This is a genomic window from Empedobacter sp. UBA6745 (assembly GCF_002453775.1).
GTDB classification, from domain to species: Bacteria; Bacteroidota; Bacteroidia; order Flavobacteriales; family Weeksellaceae; genus Empedobacter; species Empedobacter falsenii_C.
The window spans coordinates 247,930-268,923 of record NZ_DKHL01000046.1 but is presented as its reverse complement, the minus strand read 5'-3'; the positions used below and the strand labels follow the sequence as shown (position 1 = coordinate 268,923).

The following is a 20,994-nucleotide window of genomic DNA, read 5'->3' as shown; positions in this document are numbered from 1 at the left end:
TGTTTACATCAACTACATCACCTTTTTTCGGGATATATAAAGGTCCGTATTGATCTGTATTCCACGTTTTGTTTACAGGGAAAATAGTATTTGTACTATCAATTTTTCCAGTNNTTCACCAACTGGTTGTAAAATTGGTTCAACAGAAACGACATTTGCATTAGATTTCATTGCTGTAACATGAGCATCAGTCAAAGCAGCAAATTGATAAATAAATGTTCCGTCACCTTGTTTTGCAGCATTATAATCTGTACTTATGATTCCAAAATTATCGTATAATAATTTATCGCTGAAAGGAGTTTTCACAATAACTGTATAAGCATGTTGAACTTGTGCATCTTTTTTCGGAATGAATTTTTTATCGTTTACATATAAAACTCCATTACGAATTTGTACAGTTTCTCCAGGTAAACCGATTAAACGTTTTACATATGCATCTTTACGATCAATAGCATTGTAAATAGAATCTGTAGGATAGTTGAAAACTACAATATCATTTGATTTTAAATCTCTCCAACCCGGAAGACGCATATAAGGTAAGCGTGCTTTGTTGATAAAACCATCACGGTAAATAAACTCAGAGAACGGAATTCCGATTGGCGTCATAGGAACACGCGCTCCGTGACTTACTTTTTCTACAAATAAAGCATCACCAATTTTGATTGTATTTTCCATCGATCCTGTTGGAACAATCATTGGTTGAATAAACCAGTTATGAACCAAAGTAGCCAGAACAAGGGCAAAAATCAATGAAGAAACAAACGTTGGTTTGCGTTTTTCTGGTCCTAAATATTTTGGATTATCAGAATAATTAACTGCAAAAATGTATAAACCTAAAGTCAAAACCATAATGACTTTGTCTTTTGTTTCAATTTTTCCGTAAGAATCTCCTAAATCAACAAAGAATACTAACCAAAAAATAGGACCAACAATTGGCAAATAAAATAGAATAATCCACCATTTTGGACGGTGAATAATTTCTAAACCTTTCCAAATATTTAGAAAAGGAATATAAGCTTGAATTGCTTGCTTTCCAGCATTTTTATATAATTTCCAAGTTGCAGCTCCAAAGATTATATTGGCAATAATAAAACCAATTAACCAGTAAATTAGTACATGCATAAGTTTTTGATATTTAGTATTTTAATTTAGTTTAGTTCAAGTACATCTTTCATTGTGAAAACACCTTGTTTATTCCAAATCCATTCTGCAACAATCACGGCTCCAAGAGCAAAACCTTTGCGTGAATGTGCAGTATGAGAAATCTCAATAGTGTCTACATCAGAGTTATATTGTACGATATGTGTTCCGGGAACATCTTCAATTCTTTTTGCTTCAACTGGAATAATATCTTTTGCTTTTTCGTCCATCGACCAAGAATTATATGTTGAATTGTCAATAATTCCTTCTGCAATTGTAATTGCTGTTCCAGAAGGTGCATCAAGCTTTTGTGTATGATGAATTTCTTCCAAATTAATTTGGTATTCATTGCGGTATTTATTCATCATTCGAGCTAAAATAGAATTTAATTCGAAGAATAAATTAACGCCCAAACTAAAGTTAGAAGCATATAAAAAAGCGGTGTTATTTGAAATTGCTAAATGATTAATTTCTTCTTGTTTATCTAGCCATCCTGTTGTTCCACAAATTGTTGCGACTTTATTTTTAAGTAATACTTTAAGGTTGTCGTAAGCAAATTCTGGTCTAGAAAATTCTATTGCAACTTCAACATCATTTAATTCTTCCGCAAGTGGAGTACGAGATATTTTAAGTACAACTTCGTGTCCGCGTTGAATTAAAATTTCTTCAATGGCTTTTCCCATTTTTCCGTATCCTATTAATGCAATTTTCATCTGTAATTTCTAAAATTTTAAGTTAAATGCCAATCCTAAAACTGGCTCTAATGTCATTTCATCTTGAATGATTGTTGGTTTGAATGACATTTCTGTGTCATTACGAACTGTAAATAAATGCGCATCAACAGTTGCATCAACAATATTTAATAAATAAGCTAATGCTGTTAAAGCGACACTATAATCGCGTTTTCGTTTGTAATCGTCTTGAATAACTGCCAATTGTTCTGCAGATAAAATTCCTGAGAATTCGTTTGGTGTTCCTTCTCTTACTGCAATGTACGCTTTTCGGTATTTTTTGTACAAATTATTGTAATAAATCGTGAAACCAGTTCCTGTTCCTACTAAACCTAAAGCGATTGGTGCTTTCAACCATTTTTTGTTGTACAATTGTCCTGCACCAGGTAAGATAGCCGAATACAAAGAGGCTCTAATTGGACTTTTTTCCATCAAAACTTCTTTAGTTACGCTCATCGTATCATTTACAATAACATTATTTTCGACAACTACTAAAGAGTCAGTTTTAACTTGACCAAAAGCAAACGTCGATGAAATCGTTAATCCAAGTAAGAATGCTTTAATTTTCATTTAAGAATTTTCTTAATCGTTCAAACTCATCATCAGAAGTAAAATTCAAAATGATTTTACCTTTTCCATTATTTGCACGTTTTATTTCAACTTTCGTATTCAATGAATTTGAAATAGAACTCAATGCTTCTTTGTACTGAGAAGGCAATTCATTTGTTGCTTTTTTCTCAGGTTTACCTTCTTTTATCGATTTGATTAAACGTTCTGTATCACGAACAGATAAATTGTTTTTGACAATTTTTTCGTAAATATCAAATTGTAAATCAGTATCATCAATAGCCATTAAAGCGCGACCGTGTCCCATTGAAATCATTCCGTCACGAATTCCTGTTTGGATAATTGGGTCTAATTTTAATAAACGCAAATAATTGGTAATAGACGTTCTGTCTTTCCCAACACGTTTACTTAATTCTTCTTGTGTTAACTTGATTTCATCAATCAATTGTTGGTAAGAAAGTGCAATCTCGATCGCATCTAAATCTTGACGCTGAATATTTTCGACCAATGCCATTTCCAGCATTTCTTGGTCATTTGCTAAACGTACATAAGCTGGAATTGTTTTTTTACCAGCTAATTGTGAAGCGCGAAAACGTCTTTCACCAGAAATCAATTCATATTCACCAGTTGGTTTTTTACGAATCGTAATCGGTTGAATAACGCCTAATGTTTGAATAGACGAAACCAATTCCTCTAAAGCTTTTTTATCGAAATTCGTTCGTGGTTGCCAAGGATTCGCGGTGATTTTTTCTAAATCTATTTCCAAAATATTTCCAACCAATTTTTTAGCACCTTCATCTTGTGCAGTTTTTACAGTTGGTTCATCCTTTAATAGAGCAGATAATCCACGTCCCAAGCGATTATTTTTATTTGGCTTTGCCATTTTATTTAAACTGTATCGTTGTTGTTAATTAAAAATTCACGCGCTAAATTTAAGTAATTTTCTGCACCTTTACTTGCTGCGTCGTACTGAATAATTGTTTCGCCAAAACTTGGTGCTTCTGACAAACGTACATTTCGAGTAATAATTGTTTTGAAAACCATTTGCGGAAAATGATTGTTCACTTCGTCTAATACTTGATTAGAAAGGCGTAAACGCGAATCATACATCGTCAACAATAAACCTTCAATATCCAGTTCTTTGTTGTGATGTTGTTGAATTCCTTTTATCGTATTTAATAATTTTCCTAAACCTTCTAATGCAAAATATTCGCACTGAATAGGAATAATCACAGAATCTGCAGCTGTAAGCGCATTCAAAGTAATTAAACCAAGTGAAGGCGCGCAATCTATAATAATATAATCATATTGATCTTTGATTTCTGATAGCGCGTTTTTTAACATGTATTCGCGGTTCTCGTAATCTACAATCTCAATCTCGGCAGCAACTAAATCTAAATGAGCAGGCATCAAGTCTAGGTTTGGCGATTCTGATTGTAAAATAGCTTTGCTCGCAAGCACTTCATTTTCCAATACTTCATAGGTTCCAGCTTCGATTTCATCCAAATCAAAACCCAAACCAGATGTTGCATTTGCTTGCGGATCTGCGTCAATTAATAAAACTTTTTTCTCTAAAACACCTAATGAAGCGGCAAGGTTTAACGAAGTTGTCGTTTTACCAACACCACCTTTTTGGTTAGCAATAGCAATAATTTTACCCATAATTTACGTTCAAAACGATTTCAAAAATACAATATTTAACCTTGCTAAACCTTAAAGAAAAAATAAATTTTTGAATAATTGTTGAATATTTGTTTTACATCATAAAACATCAGTTCTGTAAAGCTAAATTTTAATATTATTTTATCTTTTTAACAGAATTAAAAAACTTATATTTGCGACAAGTATTTTTATAATTTTTTTAATAAAAAAAGTTGATGAGTTTTAACCTTTTATTCGAAAGCGTTGAGAATAGAAAGAGCTTTAACGCAGTAGTTTTAATGAATAGAAACGAATTTAAGAATTATTCTTTCCCCTTATTGCTTCGCAATGTATATTATGCGATACGTCTGTAATACCCTAAATTTTTTCTCGCAAAATTTTTAGAATTATTCAACACACGTAACATTTATAAAGCATAATGAAAACTAAATACATAGATTTAATCACGCAATCATTTGACTTTCCACAAGATGAATTTGAATTAGATGGAGAGTACTTAAAATTTAATGGAATTGACCTAAAAGCTTTGGTCGAAGAACATGGTACGCCATTGAAATTTACTTATTTACCTAAAATTTCGCAAAATATACAAAAAGCGAAAGGTTGGTTTGAGAAAGCGCGTGAAGAGTTAAACTATGAAGGAACTTACAATTATTGTTATTGTACAAAAAGTTCTCACTTTCGTCACATTTTAGGCGAAGCATTAAAAAACGATATTCACATCGAAACATCTTCTGCATTTGACATTAATATTGTCGAAAATTTGATTGGAGAAGGTTTGATTACAGACGATCAATATGTTGTTTGTAACGGTTTCAAACGTGAGGAGTATGTAGAAAACATTGCTCGTTTGGTAAATAGCGGACATCGTAAAACAATCACAGTGATTGATAATTACGAAGAAGTTGATCTGTTTTCGGAAGCGATAGAAGGCGATTTTGAAATCGGAATTCGTATTGCATCGGAAGAAGAACCGAAATTTGAGTTTTATACCTCTCGTTTAGGAATTGGATACAAGGATATTGTACCGTTTTATCAAACAATGGTAAAACCAAATGAACGCATTAAATTGAAAATGCTTCATTTCTTCATTAATACAGGTATTAAAGATAATTCGTATTATTGGAATGAGTTGACAAAATGTTTGAGAGTTTATGTAAACCTTAAAAAAGTTTGTCCAGAATTAGATAGTTTGAATATTGGTGGTGGATTCCCAATCAAAAATTCGTTGAATTTCGAATACGATTACGAATACATGGCGAAAGAAATCTTGTTGCAAATTAAAATGATTTGTGATGAAGAAGGAATTCCTGTTCCAAACATTTTTACAGAATTTGGTTCGTTTACAGTAGGAGAAAGTGGAGGAGTAGTCTACAAAATTCTTTATCAAAAGAAACAAAATGATAAGGAATATTGGGATATGATCGATTCTTCTTTTATGACAACTTTGCCAGATGCTTGGGCAATTTCGAAACGATTTGTCATGTTGCCAATTAACCGTTGGTACGATAAGTATGAGCGTGTATTATTAGGAGGTTTAACGTGTGATTCTGATGATTATTACAATTCAGAACAACATGTAAATGCCATTTATCTTCCGAAATATGATCAAGCAAAACCATTGTACATTGGTTTCTTTAATACAGGAGCATATCAAGATAATATTAGTGGATTTGGTGGAATTAATCACTGTTTGATTCCTCAACCTAAATATATTTTGATTGACGAAAATTATGAAGCAAAAGTATATTCTGAAGAGCAAACGCATCAAGATGTGTTGAATACTTTGGGGTACAAATAATTAAATTTTAAATAAATAAAAAACAAATAAAATGAGTAAAGGACCAATCAGTCAGTTTATAGAACATAACTATAGACACTTTAATGCAGCTGCTTTAGTTGACGCTGCAAAAGGATATGAGCAACACTTGTTAGAAGGTGGTAAAATGTTAATTTCTTTGGGTGGAGCAATGTCTACTGCTGAATTAGGAATTTCATTAGCTGAAATGATTCGCCAAGATAAAGTGCACATCATTTCTTGTACAGGAGCAAATTTAGAAGAAGACGTAATGAATTTAGTTGCGCATTCTCACTATAAAAGAATTCCAAATTACCGTGATTTAACACCAGAGCAAGAGCGTGAATTGTTAGATACGCACTTTAACCGTGTTACAGATACTTGTATTCCAGAAGAGGAAGCTTTTCGTCGTTTACAAGAGCATTTAGAAAATGTTTGGCATGCAGCAGAAGAAAAAGGTGAACGTTATTTACCACACGAATTTTTATACCAAGTTGTAAATTCTGGAGTTCTAGAACAATACTACGAAATTGATCCTAAAGATTCTTGGATTGTTGCTGCAGCTGAGAAAAATTTACCTATCGTTTGTCCAGGTTGGGAAGATTCTACAACAGGAAACATTTTTGCATCTAATGTAATCAAAGGAAATTTAAAAGCGTCTACGGTAAAATCTGGAATTGAATACATGATTTACTTAACAGAATGGTATCGTGCAAATTCTGATGGTAAAGGTGTAGGTTTCTTCCAAATTGCAGGTGGTATCTCTGGAGATTTCCCTATTTGTGTTGTTCCAATGATGTATCAAGATTTAGAGTGGACAGATGTTCCTTTCTGGGCATATTTCTGTCAAATCTCTGACTCTACAACATCTTACGGATCTTATTCTGGAGCTGTTCCAAACGAGAAAATTACTTGGGGTAAATTAGATATCGATACACCAAAATACATGATCGAATCTGATGCAACAATCGTAGCACCATTGATTTTCAACTATATTTTAGGAAACTAATCAATAGAATATATAAACCAAAAAAACCACATCTCATGATGTGGTTTTTTTTATGCTATATTTTAGAATATTCTTCTAGAAAAAAGAGATAATATTTTTCTAGAGATTTAAATCGTTTTTTACTTAATAAACTATATAAATTTACATTTTTAGCTCTATTATCTTCATATATATTAATTTTGGATAAATACTCTTCGTTAAATTTATTCCAAAATTCATTTGCTTCATCAGATAAATTAGCAGTTTTAGAGGCTAAATAACACGATATTATTTTTTCTTGGCATTCTGATAATCTTTCTTTTGAGTTGCCTGAAGAAATATATAATTTTTCGACTAGTGAGCAGATTTTTTCATTATAATATTGAGACATAATTAATCTTTCATTGCTTCACCAGCTTTTCTATGTGTAAATTTTCCATAGATATGTCTTCTAGCAAAACGGCTTGGAGAGTCAGAATTTACCATTTTGATGTACGTGTTTTTAGGAACACCGAAATATTCGTAATGATTTCCATCTAAATGTTCTACTTTCAAAATTTGTTCATCCATATAAAAATCATGAATGTTGGATTTTGCAGTTGTAATCGTATATTCTTCTTTGTTTTTTTCGTGCGTTTCAGGATTAATACTTACTAAAAAGTGGTACGCTTCGATCACAACTTTACTTTTTTCTTCGGCTTCTATTTTACCTGCTTCGTCGTTGATAAATTTATCAGGATGCGCATCTTTCATCGTATTTCTGTAAATTGTTTTCAACTCTTTTAGAGTAACATTTTTATCAACTCCAAGTAATTTTCTGTGTTCTACAACGCTTTTCATAATTATAATCCTTTTTTCGGAGTGCAAAAGTACGGATTATAAATCACGAAATACGTTTAATATCCATAAGTTTCGTTAAGATTATGATAAATAATTTTCTTTTTGTTGAGAATTTGATATTCAATGCCAATACTATCCTTGTTTACAGAAACCAATTTAGCTTGTTGAATAGGTTCGTTTTCGTATTCATATAACTTTGGATCATCAAAATTAATATTTAATGTTTCAGAAACAATGTCACTATAATCTGGTCTCGCAATATTTTGTGATTTTTCTAAAATAAGAAATTTAGATTCAGAATTGTAGATATAGGCACGTTTCTTTGCCATAACTTTTTTCATAACCACTATTTTGTATTCGTCGTTCATTTTAATGGTTTGAATTGTATCCAAATTAAATAAAAAACTAAGGATTGCAATAAACGGAATTGCCATTGGTAAAATGCTTAATCCAACTAAAGCAAAAAGCAAAAATCCATAAATTTTGATATAGATGATTTTCCAAAATTTAATAATGATGTAAAAGGTGAAAATAATCCAAGTCCAAGCTAGAATTTGATAGGTATATTCTCCTTTTAAATTCAAACCAATAAGGCTTAAACTCAACAAAAAAAGAATGAAAAGAACAGAGGAAATGATGTAGGTTTTGAGTGATTTTGGCATTTAGGTTATGATTTATTTTTTCGAATATACATTATTTATATGATTTAATCGTTTTGGATAAAACGAATTTTCTCGAATATTTTTGTAATTTTAAACAAGCTAACAGCAAACAAAATAAGTATGAAATTGAAAGACGTTCCTGAATTGAAAAATTCTATTTTAGATCTTCCTTCAAAAGAAAAGGATAAACTTCTTTTACGTCTTATCAATAAAGATGAAACCTTGGTAGAGCATTTACATTTTCAATTATTAGAAGATGAAAGTGATTTGCAGGAACGTGTAAAAAATATTTATGAAAAGATTGATTTACAGTTTAAAAAGTCTCATCACTTAATTAATCAGATTAATATAAATAGAAGTCATCGTCAATTGTTGTTGACGCTAAAAACATTGAGTGGAATTGTGAATTATCATGTTCAAATTACGAAAGATAAAGTGTCAGAATTTGAATTGAGAAAATATATCATTCAAGAATCTTTTAGTCGTTATCCTTATCTTTTTGAAACTTATACAACGGGAGATAATGCAGAAAAATTATACAACTATCAACTTGGGAGATTGAAATTGATTTTTTCTATTTTTGAAAAATTTCATGAAGATTTAAAATTTGATTACCAGAACGATGTTGATGAAATTAATAATTTTTTAACAAAAACTCCTATAAATTTCAAACCTCAATAGCTCTTTAAAACAAAAGGTTGTTTATATAATATTGTGTAAAATAATAATTAATTATGCTATAATAGCTTTATTTTTAATTTGTTTGGTCTATTTTTTGTTAGGATTTTAGGTATGAATTAACAAATTATTAATTTAATTAATTGTTAAATATCGAAAAAAGTATAGTTAGTTCTGTGTAAACCGAACTAACTATTTTATATTTGCATGGTTTTGTAGATTATACACATTATGAATATAAAAAATCAAGCATGTAATTCGGATCTTTTTTGCAGCTTTAGCGCTTTTCTGGAGAGAACCTATAGTTTTCCTCCATTGACGGCTAAATTGCAAGCATACATGATTTTAGAATCGGATGAGGAGGGGTTTACGTTTGAAGAACTTCTTGAGATTTTTAATGTTAGTAAAAGTTCCTTATCAAACTCTATTAACTACTTACTATCGATGAAACACATCGAATACATAAATAAAATTAACTCTAGAAAAAGATATTTTAGATTAAATTTTAATTATTTGACAGAGAAATTAGATTTTTTATTTGAAATGATTTCTCAAGATATAGGTTATACAAATCGAATAAAAGAACATAAACTAGCGAATAATACGCTTTCTAAAAATGTTGAAAATAGAGTAGTTGATATCTATTTGGAACATCTTAATCAAACGAAAGTGATATTAGACGAAACAATACAAAAAATAAATAAAATTCAACTAGAAAATAAGTAAAAGTAATATGAAAAACGTTAACGTTATAATGGTTGGTGCTTTGGCAATAGCTTTGAGTTCTTGTGGAAAGAAAGACAATGCTGCTGCTCAACAAGCACAAGGTCCAACACCTTATCCGGTAGTTGATGTGCCTACGAAAGTGGTGACGAGTTATGATGAATACCCTGCAAATATTCAAGGTATCGTAAATAATGATGTTCGTGCAAAAATCCAAGGATACATTACAGAAGTTTATGTTGATGAAGGTCAATATGTACAAGCTGGTCAACCTTTGTTCAAATTAGAAACAAATGTTTTAACTCAAAATGCGGATGCTTTAAAATCTGGTGTTGGTGCAGCGCAAGCTAATGTAAAAGCGGCTCAGGCTAATGTAAGTGCAGCGCAAGCGGCAGTGCAAGCAGCTCAAGTAGAGGTGAACAAATTGACTCCGTTGGTACAAAAAAACATTATTAGTAATGTACAATTAGAAACTGCAAAAGCTAATCTAGCAAAAGCACAAGCGAGTTACAATCAAGCTTTAGCTGCTAAGTCTCAAGCGCAGGCTGGTGTTACTCAAGCTCAATCAAATTACAAAGGAGCTCAAGCAAATGTAGATTATTCTGTTGTTAGAGCACCTATTAGTGGAGTGGTTGGTTCTATTAATTCTCGTCAAGGGACATTAGTTGGTCCTACGGATCAAACTCCAATTACTACAGTCTCAAATACAAGTAGAGTATATGCTTATTTCTCTATGAATGAGAAAGAATATTTAAACTTTATTTCTAAATCAGAAGGAACTACTTTAAAAGATAAATTAAATAAAATTCCAGCAGTAGAATTAGTATTAGCTAATGGAGATGTTTATCCTGAGAAAGGTAAAATACAAACTGTAACTGGTCAAATTAACCCAACAACAGGAACAATCGATTTCCGTGTTACGTTTAACAACGAGGCTAAGCTTTTGGCAAATGGTAATTCAGGACGTATTCGTGTTCCAAAAACTTATGTTGATGTATTGGTTGTACCAGAAGCTGCAACATTTGAACAGCAAGGTATGACTTATGTTTACAAAGTAACAAAAGATACAGCTTATGCAACTCCAATTACTGTTGTAGAAAGAGCGAACAATATGGCAGTTGTAAAAGACGGAGTGAAGAAAGGTGATAAAGTTGTTGCACAAGGTGTAGGTAAATTACGTGATAAAACAGCTGTTAAACCAACTCCAGCAAACTTTGATCAAATCGTAGAATCTACAAAAACGGTATTCTAAATTGTAAATAGATATGTTAAAAAAGTTTATTGAAAGACCCGTACTATCTACGGTAATTTCTATCCTTATATTGATATTGGGGATACTGGGGCTTATATCGCTTCCAGTAACACAATATCCAGATATTGCACCCTCTACTGTAAAAATTTCTGCTTCGTATCCTGGAGCAAATGCAAAGACAGTAATGGAGTCTGTAATTATTCCGATAGAGGAACAGGTGAACGGGGTTGAAGGAATGGATTATATTTCTTCTACTGCCTCTAATAACGGTTCTGCTTCTATCGATGTTGTATTTAAACCAGGTGTAGATGGAGATATCGCACAGGTAAACGTACAAAACCGTGTGGCACGTGCTACACCATTATTACCTTCGGAGGTAACTCGTTCTGGGGTTGTGACACAAAAACAACAGACATCAGCATTGATGTTTGCTTCGTTTAGTTCAACAAACCCTAAATATGATGAGATTTATCTTCAGAATTATTTGAACATCAACATTATTCCAGCCTTAAAACGTGTAAACGGTGTAGGGGATGCAACTGTGTTTGGTGCGATGACTTATTCTATGCGTATTTGGTTAGATCCTTCTCGTATGGCTAGTTATGGTTTAGTTCCTTCTGAAGTTTCTGCAGCTTTATCTCAAGAATCTCTTGAAGCTGCTGCTGGTTCGTTAGGGGAAAACTCTGGACAATCATTCCAATATACAATCACATATTCTGGACGATACAAGACAGAAGATCAATATCGTAATATTGTTATTAAATCTTTACCAAACGGACAGGTTCTTAGATTAAAAGATGTAGCGAATGTAGAATTTGGTGCTCAATCTTATGCAGGACGTTCTGCAATGGATGGAGATCCTTCTGCTGTATTTGCTGTTTATCAAACGCCAGGATCTAATGCACAAGAAATTATTGTAAACTTAAGAGCTGAGTTAGAAAAAGCTTCTAAATTATTACCAGAAGGAGTTTCTTACACTATCTTAATGGATACAAATACATTCTTAGATGCGTCTATTTCTAAAGTTGTTCACACAATGATAGAGGCGTTTATCTTAGTATTTATTGTTGTATATATTTTCTTACAAGATTTCCGTTCTACATTAGTACCATTGATTGCGGTACCAGTGTCTATTATTGGTACATTCTTTTTCCTTAATTTGGCAGGATTCTCGTTAAACTTATTAACGTTATTTGCCTTAGTACTCGCCATTGGTATTGTGGTGGATGATGCCATTGTTGTTGTGGAAGCCGTGCATGCTCGAATGGAGTCTCATCACGAAGCTCCTATGGATGCAACGAAAAATGCGATGGATGAAATTTCTGGAGCGATTATCTCAATTACATTAGTAATGTGTGCGGTGTTCGTACCAGTAACATTTATCTCAGGACCTACTGGAGTATTCTACAAACAATTTGGTATTACTTTAATTGTTGCCATTTTAATTTCGGCATTAAATGCCTTGACATTATCTCCAGCATTGTGTGCTTTATTCTTAAAACCACATCAAGAAGGAGAGCAAAAACGTAACTTTATTCAACGATTCTTTGATGCTTTCAATGCTTCATTTGATCGTATGACACATAAATATGGTAATTCATTCAAATTTTTAATTAAACACAAATGGATTTCATTCTTATTAATTATTCTTAGTGGAGTAGGAATTTGGGGTATTGGAAAAATGATGCCAACAGGTTTCGTGCCAACTGAAGATAACGGATTTATTATTGGTAATATCGAATTACCAGCGGGTGCTTCTATGGACCGTGTGTATGAAGTTGAAAAAGAATTCCAGAAAAAAATTGAAAAAATTCCTGGATTAGATAAAGCAACAATTATCTCAGGTAACTCTATTATTTCTGGAGCTGGTTCTAATTATGGTATGATGTTCATTAAATTGAAACCATTCGAAGAACGTACAACAGACGCTTTATCAGTACAATCAATCATTGGACAATTATTTGGTGCTGCAGCTCAAATTCCTGATGCTCAAATGATTTTCTTCCAACCACCATCAATTCCAGGTTTTGGTATGTCTTCTGGTTTCGAATTGAAATTATTAGATAAAACAGGTGGAGACATTGCTGATTTTGATAAAGTTGCAAAGGAATATATTGGTGCATTAATGCAACGTCCAGAAATTATGTATGCTCAAACTTCTTTAAATACAGGTTTCCCTCAATACGAAATCGATGTTAATATTGAAAGAGCAAAACAATCTGGTGTTTCAGTAAGTTCTATTTTCTCAACTTTACAAGGATATATTGGAGGATTATATGCAGCTGACTTTACACGTTTTGGTAAACAATACCGTGTGTACATTCAAGCTTCGCCAGATGATCGTATCAATGAAACAAGTTTAAATAAAATGTTCGTGAAAACGGATGCAGGTTCAATGACACCAGTTTCACAATTTGTGACTTTAAAACGTGTATATGGTCCTAACTCTGTTAACCGTTTCAACTTATTTACATCAGCTAATATTACAGGAGCTGTAAAACCAGGATTTTCTACAGGTGATGCAATTACAGCAATTAATCAAGTTTCTGAACAAACATTATCTACTTCTTATAGTACTGACTTTACAGGTCTTACTCGTGAAGAGATTAATTCAGGTTCTCAAACAGCAATGATTTTTGCTTTATGTATCGTATTCGTGTACTTTATTTTATCTGCACAATATGAATCTTATGTTTTACCATTCGCAGTATTATTATCTGTTCCTTGTGGTATGATGGGTGCATATTTATCTCAATGGTTAGCTGGATTAGAAAATAATATTTATTTCCAAATTGCCTTAATCATGTTGGTTGGTTTACTCGCCAAAAATGCCATTTTGATTGTAGAGTTTGCATTACAAAGACGTGTACACGGAATGTCAATTATTCAGGCAGCTATAGATGGAGCGAAAGCTCGTTTACGTCCAATTTTGATGACATCTTTTGCCTTCATTTTAGGATTAATGCCATTAGTATTTGCAACAGGTGTATCATCTGCTGGTAACCGTTCTGTAGCAACAGGAGCAGCATTTGGTTTATTAGTAGGTACAATTTTAGGTTTATTTGTTATTCCAGTATTGTTTGTTGTTTTCCAAACATTACAAGAAAAAGTTAAACCAATTAAATTTGATCGTCCACAAGAAGAAATTGAACATAATAATTCAATCTAAAAATGAAAAAGTACAGAATATTTAATATTACTTTAATCGCAGCTGGATTGTTTGCTGTTCAGTCTTGTTTCGTAGCAAAAGATTATCATCGTCCTGAAGCTGTTGTAAATGAAGCAAATTTCATAACAGATGTTATTGCAAAAGACAGTGCAAGTGTTGCAACTGTTTCTTGGAAACAAATTTTTACAGACACTCAATTACAAGCTTTGATTAATCAAGGTTTACAAAATAATTTAGATATACGTTCAGCACTGCAAAATATTGCAGTCGCTGAAGCGTATGCTAAACAAGGTAAAGCAGGTTATTTACCAACTTTATCTGTTGGGCCAAAATATACGTTTACAGAAAACTCTCGTAACACTCAGTTTGGTGCATTGATGTCAAAACGTGCACAAAGTCAATACGAAGTTTCAGGGAACTTAAGTTGGGAAGCAGATATTTGGGGTAAAATTAGAAGTAATCAACGTGCATCAGCTGCAACTTATTTGCAAACTGTAGAAGCGCACAAAGCGGTTAAAACACAAATTGTTGCTTCTATTGCAAATACGTATTACAACTTATTGGCTTTAGATGAGCAAAAAAGAATTTTAGATAAAACTTTAATCAACCGCGAGCAAAGTTTAGAAACAACGAAAGCTTTGAAAGAAGCTGGTAATGTTACAGAAGTTGCAGTTAACCAAACGGAAGCGCAATTGTTCAATGTGAAATCATTATTGGTTGACGTTGAAAATGGAATTAAGATGAACGAAAATGTGATGAGTATTTTGTTAGGAACAAATCCTCAATCTATTAATCGTACAAACTTAGCTTCTCAAAAAATTGACGAAAAATTATCTGTTGGTGTTCCAGCTCAATTATTAGAAAATCGTCCTGATATCAAAGCTGCAGAGTTTGGATTGATGAACGCTTTTGAGAATGTTAACGTTGCGAATGCAAGTTTTTATCCTTCTCTTTCTATTACTGCAACTGGTGGTGTACAAGGAATTGATATCGATAAATTGTTTAGTGCGCAATCTTTATTTGCGACGGTTATCGGTAGCTTAACTCAACCTTTATTACAACAACGTAAATTGCGTACGCAAAAAGAAGTCGCTTTAGCAAATCAAGAAAATGCTTTGATTAATTACAAAAGCAAAATCTTAAATGCAAGTAAAGAGGTTTCTGATGCGTTATACACATACAATGCAGCAACGAAGAAAGCTGAATATAAACAAAAAGAATATCAATTATACAATCAAGCAATTACCTATTCTGAAGAATTGTTAAACTACGGTATGGCAAACTATTTAGAAGTAATTACAGCAAGAGACAATGGGTTAAATGCTGAATTGAATGTTGTTGATGCGAAATTATCATCTTTATCATCAATGGTCGAATTGTATCGTGCTGTTGGAGGTGGATGGCAATAAGCAATTCTAATCTTAATAAAAAAACCTCTCAAATATTTGAGAGGTTTTTTTATTTTTTCAATATTTCATCAAAAAAATCTTTCGAATCGTTATCAAACGTAGGTTTTTGTAACAATAATTGAGAGATCTTTACAATTTTATCAAAATCTTGTTGAGTAAAATATTCACCAAAATGCTCGTTGCAAAAATCACCTAAATTTCCTAAAACGATATTCACTTCCTCTTCGCTCAACTCACCTTTTTGTTTCCAACGTTCACGGAACAAACTTGCTGCTAAATAAGAAGAAATATCGATCAAATCATCTATTGAAATGTTAGATCCGTTTTTCAATTTTGCCATAATCAACGTATCCATATCGCGATAAATCACTTCTCGTATTGTCAAATCTTTATTTTCCATTCTTTGTATTCTTTCACAAAATTAGAGATTAAAATTTGGTTCTACCTGAAATTTCATCAATTCTTTCGTTTTTGGATGTGTAAATTCCAAAGATTCTGCATGTAAATGTAAACGATTTGCTTTTTTTCCATATAAATCATCGCCAATAATTGGCGCATTTAGTCCTAAACGATGCGAAGCATGCATGCGCAATTGATGTGTACGACCAGTAATTGGATAAAAATAAACAAGTGTTTTATTGTCTTTTCTTAAAATGACTTCATATTTTGTTTGCGCCGTTTTTCCATATTCATAACAAACCATTTGTCGTGGTCTGTCGTCCAAATCGACACGCAAAGGCAAATCTATAAAACCGTTATCATGTTCGATATTTCCGTCTAAAAGGGCAATATAACGTTTATGAACTTTACGTTTAATGAATTGTTGTTGAAGAATTTTATGACTCTCTTTATTTAAAGCTAAAACAAGAATTCCAGAAGTTGACATATCCAAACGATGAACAATAATTGGACCTGTAGCCAACGGAAATTGATGTTTAATTCTAAGATAAACCGAATCTTTAATCTCAATTCCAGGAACCGAAAGAAACTCTTCTGGTTTATTGATAACAACCAGATCATCATCTTGATATAAAATTTCTAACTCTTCAATAATTGAATTTTGCTTCAACAATAAGTTTTCATTCAGTTCAATTCCTTGCAACATATGTCCTAAAATAGGCTCACATTTTCCTGTACAAGCTGGATAAAATTGTCCATGTTTTCTAACTTCAGACTTAGGTGAATCTCCCCACCAAAACTCAGCCATACAAATTGGTTCTAAATCATTTTGAAACGCATATTGCAATAATTTGGGTGCAGCACATTCTCCGGCAGCAGCTGGAGGTTGTTGAAAAACAGTGTTCGAAAAAATCTCTAATAATCCTTTTTCTTGCTTAAACTTATTCAAGAACTGATATTGATTAAATAATTGATTTTGAAGTGAATTAGATTTTGTTTTTCGTTCTTCTTTTAAAGAACTGATTTTATTCTCAAAAACATTTATTTCGTTTAATAAAAGCTGTTTTTCAGCATCAAGTTTTTCACTCAAAACTCTGAATTCATATTTATCACGTAAACTTTGTTTTACTAAATCTTCTTCAAAAAATTTAATTTCTTCTTCAGATAAAGTTGATAAAATTGTTTCGCGTTGAGCTTTTCGATCTTTTTTATTTGATTTTAAAAGTTGTTTTCCTTCTTCAATTTTTAATTTAGAATTGATTTCAAATTGAAGAAAATCTTCTTTAAGTTGTAGATAGTTTTGATTATTCTCTAATGATTCTAAAATACGATTGATTTCATTCAAACGTTCTTCTTGTTCTAAGAAAAAACCATTTTTATTCAACATATCAAAAACAGGTGGAACAAAAACTTTGTGCTGATTAGTATTAGCCAATTTCCCCGAAACAGCTGCTAAATAACCAATTTTGTTCTCCTGATTTCGAACAACTAAAACTCCAAACATTTTACCAATTGGAGTAGAAAATACGTCATTTTCTAAACCAAAATTATGTTCAAAATCGATTTGATTTTCCAAGTATTCTTGTACCTCTTTACATGCTTGTTTTGCAATTTCAGTTGGTTCATAATAAAATGGATAATCAAACTTTTCGGGAAGTTCGTATGTTGTAATTGATTGTTTAAAATATTGAAAATAACTGGACATTTGTTTCTTTAAAATCGATGCAAAGATACAGTTTAAGGTATAATTTTAGAAAAGAATAGTTATAAAACACGAAAAAGAGCTTGATTTATCAAGCTCTTTTTTTAATCATCTATCGTATCTTTTTTAATAACTTTTGTATTATTTGGGACTTTTCCGTATAAAAAGTCGAGATATATTTTACTATAAGAATTAAATAATTGGAGTAATTTGAAATAATTTACATCATTCAATTCTATTTTAGATTCGGTATTCGTTAATGCATTATCAATGAAATCTCTGATTTTGAATTTCGGAATTTTTAAATCATTTGTGAAATAATCATCACCAAAATAATTTTTGATTTTTGTAATTTTATCATACTTATCTTCATAATCTAGTAATGCTTTTCGTTGTTTTGCTTTGCCAGAAAAAACATCATAAATACGTCCAATATCCAACCTCGTCAACGTAATATCTCCACTCAAAAATCCAGCTTTCAACGAAGATGTATCTTTTATAGGTTTGATATCAGGATTAACGCCAAGACTTTTATAAAGTTTTGTTACAACATCAGCTTTTTTTCCATTTTTTACATCTTTTTCAAGAATACCTGTCAACTTTTGACCAATATATGCGGTATTCAATTGAATTGTCTGAACAGCTAAATGGACTACAATTGTTTGTTTATTGAACAAATTTGGTCTTAAGATAATTAGTCGATTTTCATACCAATCAGATTGTATTTTTAGCGTGTCATTTACTTTTGCTTGAATAAGAAAAGTTCCTGTAAAATTAGAAATTGTTGTATGATTTGTTCTCAGATTTGTAACGTAAACTCCTTCTGCTGTATCGTCAGAATCATCAATAATAATGTTTCCCTGAACCCATTTTTCTTGTGCAAAAATAAAATTCGATAACAGCAATATTAGAATGGTAAATAGTGATTTCAATTGTTCTTGATTATACGTTTAATTATTTGTACGAAGATAAGTCTTAATAAATTAGCATCAATTTTGTTAACGTTTATTGGCTAAATTTTAAAAATCTATTAAGAATTATTGATTTTTGTTTTGATTTAATTCATTCAAATAATCTTTCGCATAAGATTCTAAATCAATCATTATCGTACCAAATTGTCTACTCAAAACTTTTTCTTGGAGCGGATAACGCGCATTAACATAATATAAAAATTCTTCTATTTTATATTCAGGAATTTGTAATTGATTTGTATAAAAATCTGTTGGATAATAATGTTTAACTTCTTGAACAAGAGAAAGTTTTGTTTCGTAGTTACGTACACGGCGTTGCTCACGATAAAAACCATTCATATGACCAATTAATCGAACAGGATTTAAAACATCCATTGGTTTGAATTTGGCAATATCTCTTTTAGGTTCTAAATCTCGTAAACGTTGATCAAGTCCCATTTTATCGTACAAATCTGTTTTATTATCCGTATGATATTTGGGTTGTAAAGGACCTTTACCAATTGTTGCACCACTCAATTCAATTGTTTCAATATCCAAATGTGCTTGTAAAAAACCTTTGTTGTAAATATTTTGATTGATTACAATTTTTCTAGGAATCAAAAAATCTGCTTCAAACAAAATTGTATCGCCAACATTTGCTTGGATAGAATAATAGCCCGAAGGGCTTGTATATGTCTTACTTTCTGATGTCAGATTTTCTATACGAGCACCAGAAACCGAGGAAATATAATCGTTTCCTTCGTCTACAACCACAGAACCAGTAATCAACTTATTTTGCGCAAAGCTGATGAATGGAAAGATAAATAGCGTGTATGTTAACCAATATCGCATGTTAGATTTAACCTTTTATTTTTTGTTTCATTTTCGACCAACGATAATTTCGGATGAATTTCTCTTGATCTCGATTTACCATTTTTTTTGTACCATTGGTTTTAGCTTCAAAAAAACCTTTCAAATAATACAAAATATATGTGGGTTTCTTTTTACGTAAAGCCAATTTTGTGCCAGCAATTAATGTAATCCAAAATCCATAACCTAATGCATAATAAGCTGCACCTTGTTTGTAAAGCGCCGATTTATTGTAACTAGCACCAGTTGGTTTTAGATGTTTGATGTGTAAAGATTCGTCTGTAACAACTTTCCAACCATAATATTTGCACAACAATTCGTCTACTGTATCCCAACCCATATGCGCGCGTAATCCACCAATTTTTTCGTAACATTTTTTTCGATAACCCTTAAATGCACCACGAATATGGTCTTTATCTGTCAGATTTTCTAGAATCCAATTCCCGTCTTTGTCAATATACGCAAAACCACCAACCATTGCAATGTCTTCATCTTGATTAAAATGAGTTAAAATAGTCTCAAAATAATTAAACGGAATATCTAAATCTGCATCCAATTTAACAATAATATCATAATTTGGATCAATGATTTCATAACCTTTCAAGAAAGCTTGTATCACTTTACTTCCAGGCTGATGTTCACCTTTCGATAAGATATTTCTTAATTTGATGAACGGATATTTAGCTGTAAATTCTTCTACAATTTGTTGTGTTTTATCAGTTGAATGATCGTTTACAACAATCACTTCATAGGGCAAAACAGTTTGATTAACGAGAGAATTTAGCGTAATCGCAATAAAATCTTCTTCGTTATGTGCAGGTATAACAATAGAGTATTTAGTAAGTAAAGTCTTTTTTTCGTTCTGCGTAGACAGCATAATATCTTGGTGTAATTCTTCTTAATAAGGGTCTTATTCCCAGTTTGTTTGATGGATGCGTCCATTTGTGACGATGTATCACATTCCATCCAGCTTTTTCCATTAACATGTCAAATTGCCAATCTTCAAATTCGTGATAATGTACATCTCGCACATCATTTTGATTACGATAAGCAGGCGAAAACCACAAACGCATCGGAATTGAAGCTAATAATTTATCTCCAGGCAAATTTCTCAACACTTCCATTGGATTGACTAAATGTTCTAAAATTTCTAAAGCCGTCACAAAGTTAGCATCATAATTTTGCAAATCCTTATAATAATAGTCCAAATCGTCGCCATTTGTATTTTTTACATCAAAACCATTTTCTAACATCACATCTGTAAAAGGATTTTTGATTCCCAAATCAAGGATTTTATCAGTAGGTTGAGCAAATTTTTTCAGCAAAGCTAAGGTTTCATTGTATCTTTTTTGTGGATATACTTTGTACATTGTGTTAGTTGTTTTCGGATGATAAATTTAATCATCTATTTTAATATTGTTCGTTTCTATTTTAATTTTTTTTATTGCAAATTT

At 31.7% G+C, this 20,994-nt stretch carries 21 protein-coding genes; 7 read left to right on the top strand and 14 right to left on the bottom strand.

Annotated elements, in window-relative coordinates; all coding sequences use genetic code 11:
• Positions 1 to 72 precede the first annotated feature (72 nt).
• Genes lepB through B4H69_RS13860 form a run of 5 tightly spaced genes read right to left on the bottom strand, consistent with a single transcriptional unit; the run spans position 73 to position 4,100 of the window.
• Complete coding sequence (gene lepB / locus B4H69_RS13880) at positions 73 to 1,122, bottom strand: signal peptidase I (protein WP_291094483.1); 1,050 nt, start codon at positions 1,120 to 1,122, stop codon at positions 73 to 75.
• 26 nt (positions 1,123 to 1,148) lie between these two features.
• Positions 1,149 to 1,853 (bottom strand): 4-hydroxy-tetrahydrodipicolinate reductase, encoded by a 705-nt coding sequence (gene dapB, locus B4H69_RS13875; protein ID WP_291094481.1) that lies wholly within the window; start codon positions 1,851 to 1,853, stop codon positions 1,149 to 1,151.
• A 9-nt stretch (positions 1,854 to 1,862) separates the two neighbouring features.
• Entirely contained in the window at positions 1,863 to 2,441 is a 579-nt protein-coding gene (locus B4H69_RS13870; protein ID WP_038330578.1) for a DUF5683 domain-containing protein, read from the bottom strand.
• Complete coding sequence (locus tag B4H69_RS13865) at positions 2,431 to 3,321, bottom strand: ParB/RepB/Spo0J family partition protein (protein ID WP_038330580.1); 891 nt, start codon at positions 3,319 to 3,321, stop codon at positions 2,431 to 2,433. Before B4H69_RS13865 ends, B4H69_RS13870 begins: the two co-directional genes overlap by 11 nt.
• A 5-nt stretch (positions 3,322 to 3,326) precedes the next feature.
• Positions 3,327 to 4,100: a ParA family protein gene (locus tag B4H69_RS13860; protein ID WP_038330582.1), complete on the bottom strand. Its 774-nt coding sequence runs from the start codon at positions 4,098 to 4,100 to the stop codon at positions 3,327 to 3,329.
• Positions 4,101 to 4,518: 418 nt separating this feature from the next.
• Between B4H69_RS13860 and B4H69_RS13855 the strand changes: the two genes are divergently transcribed.
• Entirely contained in the window at positions 4,519 to 5,901 is a 1,383-nt protein-coding gene (locus tag B4H69_RS13855) for an arginine decarboxylase (protein ID WP_180904450.1), read from the top strand.
• Between the two features lie 31 nt (positions 5,902 to 5,932).
• A complete protein-coding gene (locus B4H69_RS13850) occupies positions 5,933 to 6,907 on the top strand; it encodes a deoxyhypusine synthase family protein (RefSeq protein ID WP_180904449.1) in 975 nt (324 codons plus the stop codon).
• A gap of 55 nt (positions 6,908 to 6,962) precedes the next feature.
• Here the strand turns inward: B4H69_RS13850 and B4H69_RS13845 are convergent, their stop codons facing one another.
• Genes B4H69_RS13845 through B4H69_RS13835 form a run of 3 tightly spaced genes read right to left on the bottom strand, consistent with a single transcriptional unit; the run spans position 6,963 to position 8,388 of the window.
• Positions 6,963 to 7,277, bottom strand: a complete 315-nt coding sequence (locus B4H69_RS13845; RefSeq protein ID WP_180904448.1) for a hypothetical protein — start codon at positions 7,275 to 7,277, stop codon at positions 6,963 to 6,965.
• Between the two features lie 2 nt (positions 7,278 to 7,279).
• Positions 7,280 to 7,726: a KTSC domain-containing protein gene (locus B4H69_RS13840; RefSeq protein ID WP_038330588.1), complete on the bottom strand. Its 447-nt coding sequence runs from the start codon at positions 7,724 to 7,726 to the stop codon at positions 7,280 to 7,282.
• Between the two features lie 56 nt (positions 7,727 to 7,782).
• Positions 7,783 to 8,388 (bottom strand): hypothetical protein, encoded by a 606-nt coding sequence (locus B4H69_RS13835; protein ID WP_180904447.1) that lies wholly within the window; start codon positions 8,386 to 8,388, stop codon positions 7,783 to 7,785.
• A gap of 120 nt (positions 8,389 to 8,508) precedes the next feature.
• Between B4H69_RS13835 and B4H69_RS13830 the strand changes: the two genes are divergently transcribed.
• From B4H69_RS13830 to B4H69_RS13810, 5 genes are all read left to right on the top strand, one after another.
• Positions 8,509 to 9,069 carry a hypothetical protein gene (locus B4H69_RS13830; protein WP_180904446.1) on the top strand — a complete coding sequence of 187 codons (561 nt, stop codon included), beginning with the start codon at positions 8,509 to 8,511 and terminating at the stop codon, positions 9,067 to 9,069.
• 228 nt (positions 9,070 to 9,297) lie between these two features.
• Positions 9,298 to 9,792, top strand: coding sequence for a GbsR/MarR family transcriptional regulator (locus tag B4H69_RS13825; protein ID WP_038330593.1), 495 nt, complete (start codon positions 9,298 to 9,300; stop codon positions 9,790 to 9,792).
• 7 nt (positions 9,793 to 9,799) lie between these two features.
• Positions 9,800 to 11,041 (top strand): efflux RND transporter periplasmic adaptor subunit, encoded by a 1,242-nt coding sequence (locus tag B4H69_RS13820; protein ID WP_180904445.1) that lies wholly within the window; start codon positions 9,800 to 9,802, stop codon positions 11,039 to 11,041.
• 13 nt (positions 11,042 to 11,054) lie between these two features.
• A complete protein-coding gene (locus B4H69_RS13815; protein WP_180904444.1) occupies positions 11,055 to 14,210 on the top strand; it encodes an efflux RND transporter permease subunit in 3,156 nt (1,051 codons plus the stop codon).
• Between the two features lie 2 nt (positions 14,211 to 14,212).
• Positions 14,213 to 15,619 (top strand): efflux transporter outer membrane subunit, encoded by a 1,407-nt coding sequence (locus tag B4H69_RS13810; protein ID WP_291094479.1) that lies wholly within the window; start codon positions 14,213 to 14,215, stop codon positions 15,617 to 15,619.
• Between the two features lie 49 nt (positions 15,620 to 15,668).
• On the opposite strand, the gene B4H69_RS13805 is transcribed toward B4H69_RS13810, so the two are convergent.
• The 6 genes from B4H69_RS13805 to B4H69_RS13780 form a co-directional block, all read right to left on the bottom strand.
• Entirely contained in the window at positions 15,669 to 16,019 is a 351-nt protein-coding gene (locus B4H69_RS13805) for a hypothetical protein (RefSeq protein ID WP_180904442.1), read from the bottom strand.
• A gap of 21 nt (positions 16,020 to 16,040) precedes the next feature.
• Positions 16,041 to 17,723: an RluA family pseudouridine synthase gene (locus B4H69_RS13800; RefSeq protein WP_180904441.1), complete on the bottom strand. Its 1,683-nt coding sequence runs from the start codon at positions 17,721 to 17,723 to the stop codon at positions 16,041 to 16,043.
• Positions 17,724 to 17,824: 101 nt separating this feature from the next.
• Positions 17,825 to 18,652, bottom strand: coding sequence for a hypothetical protein (locus tag B4H69_RS13795; RefSeq protein ID WP_236688212.1), 828 nt, complete (start codon positions 18,650 to 18,652; stop codon positions 17,825 to 17,827).
• Between the two features lie 105 nt (positions 18,653 to 18,757).
• A complete protein-coding gene (locus B4H69_RS13790; protein WP_180904440.1) occupies positions 18,758 to 19,522 on the bottom strand; it encodes a hypothetical protein in 765 nt (254 codons plus the stop codon).
• Positions 19,523 to 19,529: 7 nt separating this feature from the next.
• On the bottom strand, positions 19,530 to 20,417 hold the full coding sequence (locus tag B4H69_RS13785; RefSeq protein WP_180904439.1) for a glycosyltransferase: 888 nt from the start codon (positions 20,415 to 20,417) through the stop codon (positions 19,530 to 19,532).
• Positions 20,377 to 20,910, bottom strand: coding sequence for a methyltransferase (locus B4H69_RS13780; protein ID WP_180904438.1), 534 nt, complete (start codon positions 20,908 to 20,910; stop codon positions 20,377 to 20,379). The genes B4H69_RS13785 and B4H69_RS13780 overlap by 41 nt, the downstream gene beginning before the upstream one ends.
• Positions 20,911 to 20,994 lie beyond the last annotated feature (84 nt).